At 71.5% G+C, this 463-nt stretch carries 1 pseudogene; it reads right to left on the bottom strand.

Features of this window, described 5'->3' with window-relative positions:
* Nucleotides 1-463, bottom strand: a pseudogene (locus B2W70_RS09935) (hypothetical protein); the annotation flags it as partial.

The following is a 463-nucleotide window of genomic DNA, read 5'->3' on the forward strand; positions in this document are numbered from 1 at the left end:
GTGGCTGGCGCCGGGGTGCGCGCCGCCGCGGGTTCGGGCTTGGGCCTGACCTGCGCGGGGCTGGCCGACGAGGCCGCGCTGCTGGCGGGAGGTGCCGCAGTGGCAGGTGCCGCAGTGGCAGGTGCCTGCGTGCGCGAAGCTTCGGTTGCCACGGCCGGCTTGACCACGTTAGCAGGCGAGATCTCTGACGCCATCTTCAAGGCCACCTCCTGCTCGGTCGCCATCTCAGGCGGGTTGGCAGGATTCGCAGGATTGGCCGGGTTGACCGGGTTGGCCAGCTCAGGCTCAGGCGGTTGCGGAGCGCTTTCAGCAGGAGCGAGGCCCGGGGCCCGGGTGGTTTGCCAATGTTGCCAGCCCATCGCGGCCAGAACAGCCAGGCCCAGTCCGCTGAGCACGGGCCACAGCAGCCGACGGCCTCGGCTGTTGGCGCTGGGGCCCGATGCCGAGCCTGCTGTTGCAGCGG

The sequence above is a fragment of the Aquabacterium sp. UBA2148 genome (assembly GCF_002328915.1).
In the GTDB taxonomy this organism is placed as follows: Bacteria; Pseudomonadota; Gammaproteobacteria; order Burkholderiales; family Burkholderiaceae_C; genus Aquabacterium; species Aquabacterium parvum.